The organism is Micromonospora sp. BL1, assembly GCF_003667485.1.
GTDB lineage: Bacteria > Actinomycetota > Actinomycetes > Mycobacteriales > Micromonosporaceae > Micromonospora > Micromonospora tulbaghiae.
The window spans coordinates 1-3150 of record NZ_RCVK01000146.1; the positions used below are offsets into that span (position 1 = coordinate 1).

The following is a 3150-nucleotide window of genomic DNA, read 5'->3' on the forward strand; positions in this document are numbered from 1 at the left end:
GACGGGGACTACCAGGGGGCCGTGGTCGCCGGGGATCACTCGGATGTGGGCTCGGTAGTGGCGGGCCAGCAGCTCCTCGGTCAGCACGTCCTCGGGCGGGCCGGCGGCGGCCACCCGGCCGTCGGCGAGCAGGACCAGGCGGTCGGCGTACTCGCCGGCGATGGAGAGGTCGTGCATGGTGGCGAGCACCGTCAGGCCGTGCGCGCGGCGGAGCTGGTCGACCAGTTCCAGCACCTCCTGCTGGTGCCCGATGTCCAGCGCGCTCGTCGGCTCGTCGAGCAGCAGCAGGGTGGCGCCCTGGGCCAGCGCCCGGGCCAGGAAGACGCGCTGCCGTTCGCCGCCGGAGAGCGTGGCCAGCTCGCGGTGGGCGAACGGGCCGAGGTCGAGCCGGTCCAGCACCTCGTGCACGGCGGCCAGGTCGGCGGCCGACTCGCGGCCCAGCGGCGGGATGTACGGCGTGCGTCCGAGCAGCGCGTAGTCGAACACCGACATGCCGGTCGGTACGACCGGGGACTGCGCCACGGTGGCCACGATCCGGGCGCGGTCGCGTCGGCGCAGCGCGCCGATCGGCGTACCGAAGAGGGCCACCTCGCCCGGGCCGGTGAGCAGGCCGCCGACGGCGCGCAACAGGGTGGACTTGCCGGCGCCGTTGGGTCCGATCACGGTGACCCACTCGCCGGCGGCGACCGTGAGGTCGACGCCCGCCAGGATCGGGGTGCCGCCGAGGGCGACCCGCAGGTCGTGGACGCGCACCGCGGGGGCGTTCACATCGCCACCCGGCGGGCGGTACGCAGGACCAGCACGAAGAACGGGCCGCCGAGCAGCGCGGTGACCACGCCGATCGGGATCTCGGCGGGTGCGGCGGCGGTCCGGGCGACCACGTCGGTCAGGGCCAGGAACGCGCCGCCGAACAGCATCGACAGCGGCAGGATCACGCGGTGGCTGGAACCGGCGAGCAGCCGCATGGTGTGCGGCACGATGATGCCGACGAAGCCGATCAGCCCGGACGCGGACACGGCGGCGGCGGTGCCCAGCGACGCGGCGGCGATCAGCAGGTAGCGGGAGCGCTGCGGGTGCAGGCCGAGACCGGCGGCCTCGTCGTCGCCGACGGAGAGCACGTCCAGCTCGCGCCGGTGCAGCAGCACCACCACGGAGGTGAGCACGAAGTACGGCAGGACCAGCCACACGTCGTGCCAGCCTGCGGTGGCGAGCCGCCCGAGCAGCCAGGAGTAGACCTGCTGGATGTTGTCGGAGTGCTGTTGCAGCAGGTACGTCTGCCCGGCGGCGAAGAACGCGGAGACCGCCACGCCGGCCAGGATCAGTGTGGCGGGTGATCGGTCCCGCCCGCCGGCCGCGCCGAGGAGGTACGTCAGCAGGACCGCGCCGAGCGACCCGACGAACGCGGCGAGCGGAATGGTGACGGGCAGCCCGGTCAGCGCGCCGCCCGCACCGGCGCCGAGGACGATCGCCGCGGTGACCGCGAATCCGGCTCCGGCCGCCACTCCCAGCAGGTACGGGTCGGCCAGCGGGTTGCGGAAGACGCCCTGGTAGCAGCCGCCGGCCAGGGCGAGGAGCGCGCCGACGAGCAGGCCGAGCACGACCCGGGGCAGCCGCAGCTCGGTGATGATCGCGACTTCCCGCTCGGTGAGCCCGCTGTCCAGGTGCACGCCGGGCAGCAGATTGAGCAGTTCGGCCGCGACGCTGCCGGGCGGCAGGCTGACCGGGCCGAGGGAGACGCCCGCGACCAGCGCGACGAGCACCGCCACGACACCGGCGAGCAGCCAGCGCTTGCGCAGCCCGGCGGGCCGGATCGGGGTGCCGGCCGCGTCGCGCGCCCCACGCCGCAGGGGCCGGGGCAGCCGGGCACCCGGCCGGGACGTCTGGGACGTCCCGGCCGGGCGAGGGGCGGAGTCCGCCTGTCGTAGGGCCACGGTCAGGCCGGGACCTTGGCGGTGGCGTCGACGATCACCTTGAGCAGGTCGACCACGCGCGGGCCCCAGCGGGAGGCGATGTCGTCGTCCAGTTCCACGATCTGGTTGTTCTTCACGGCGGTGACGCCGGACCACCCGCTGCGCGCCTTCACCGTGTCGGCGCTCTGCTTGCAGCACTTGGTGTCGGAGAGGAAGACGAAGTCGGGGTTCGCCTTGACGATGACCTCCTGGGAGAGCTGCGGGTAGCCGCCGTTCTTCCCGTCGGCGTCGGACGCGTCGGCGATGTTCTCCAGGCCGGCGAGCGCGTAGATGGTGCCGATGAACGTCTTGCTGGTCGCCGTGTACAGCTCCGGGCCCAGCTCGTGGTAGTAGGTCGGCTTCTCCGTACGCTTCGGCAGGTCCTTGGTCAGCGCGGTGATGTCGTCCTTCATCTTCTGCACCACGGCGTCCGCCTCGGACCGGTGGCCGGTGAGTGTGCCCAGGTCGGTGAGCTGCCGGTACGTGTCGTCGAGCGTGGCCGCGGCGGGGATCTGGAGGACCGGGATCTTCAGCGCGACGAGCTGGTCGGCGATCTTGTTGAGGTTGTCGGAGATCACCACCAGGTCGGGGTTCCGGGAGGCGACGGCCTCGGCGTTCGGCTGGTAGCCGGACAGGTCGGTGCGGGGCGCCTCGGGCGGGTAGTTCGACTGGTCGTCGACGGCGGTGACCTGCTTGCCGGCGCCGATGGCGAAGAGCATCTCGGTGGAGGTCGGCGAGAGCGAGACGATCTTCTCGGGCCGCTTGTCCAGCGTCAGCTTGCCGACGGTGGCCGGGAACGCGCCGCCGGAGCCGCCTGCGGCGGGGGTGTCGGTCGAGGTCTTCTCGGCGCAGCCGCCGAGAAGCAGCACGCCGGCCGCGAGCGCGGTGGCGAAGAGCCGGGGGGTACGTCTGGACATGGGGCCTCCTGTCGGTCGAGGAGTGTGGTGCTTCGCCGACAGGGGAAAGGCCCGTCCGCGAGGCGCCCTTCCTCGAGAGCGCGTGTCGCGACCGGGCCTCAGGCGACCTGGCTCGTCCCACGTCCGTCGGCGCCGGCGGAAGGCCAGCGCCGCGCGTACGGGGCATCACAGTTGCGGGACAGCGCCGGTTTCACACCGGCTTCGCTGTGGCACGGTCGGTGCCACGGTAGCGCACGACCAGCGGAGATCGTCCGGACGGTGGGGGTGGGTGGGAACCCCGGCGG

3 protein-coding genes and 1 riboswitch are annotated in these 3150 nt (G+C 73.2%); all 3 genes read right to left on the reverse strand.

Annotated features, from left to right (window positions below; genetic code table 11):
- The coding region (locus tag EAD96_RS04045) for an ABC transporter ATP-binding protein (RefSeq protein WP_147457829.1) at positions 1-768 on the reverse strand (768 nt) is incomplete at its 3' end.
- Positions 765-1847, reverse strand: coding sequence for an iron ABC transporter permease (locus EAD96_RS04050; RefSeq protein ID WP_121683320.1), 1083 nt, complete (start codon positions 1845-1847; stop codon positions 765-767). The genes EAD96_RS04050 and EAD96_RS04045, both read right to left, overlap by 4 nt.
- A gap of 86 nt (positions 1848-1933) precedes the next feature.
- Entirely contained in the window at positions 1934-2866 is a 933-nt protein-coding gene (locus tag EAD96_RS04055; RefSeq protein WP_120572106.1) for an ABC transporter substrate-binding protein, read from the reverse strand.
- 106 nt (positions 2867-2972) lie between these two features.
- Positions 2973-3066, reverse strand: a riboswitch (cobalamin riboswitch).
- Positions 3067-3150: the final 84 nt, after the last annotated feature.

What these genes read in the sequence shown, in the direction of transcription:
- EAD96_RS04055 (WP_120572106.1), bottom strand. Translation starts at nt 2,866, where the DNA reads ATGTCCAGACGTACCCCCCGGCTCTTCGCCACCGCGCTCGCGGCCGGC.